General features: G+C 55.3%; 1 pseudogene. It reads right to left on the bottom strand.

Annotated features, from left to right (window positions below):
- Positions 1-264: pseudogene (locus A8O26_RS30015) on the bottom strand (calcium-binding protein); the annotation flags it as partial.

A 264-nucleotide genomic window follows, 5' to 3' on the forward strand; every position in this document is an offset into this window, starting at 1 on the left:
ACCAGACTCACCGTTACGCCGCTGGCAGAGCCGGAATAATCAATGGTGTCGTTACCGCCCGAACCGTAAAACTGGTCCGCAGCTTCGCCACTGATAAAGGTGTCGTTGCTGCCGGAACCCTGCAAAATTTCGATGCCAACATAGGTATCACCGGCTGCAATCCCGGAGTTCACGCCAGTTTTGGTGTTGATCGTCACGCCCACTTGGCTGTCGCCATAACTCGCGATGTCGTTACCGGCACCACCAATGAACTGGTCAGCACCT

This window comes from Pseudomonas fluorescens, assembly GCF_001648775.1.
GTDB lineage: Bacteria > Pseudomonadota > Gammaproteobacteria > Pseudomonadales > Pseudomonadaceae > Aquipseudomonas > Aquipseudomonas fluorescens_M.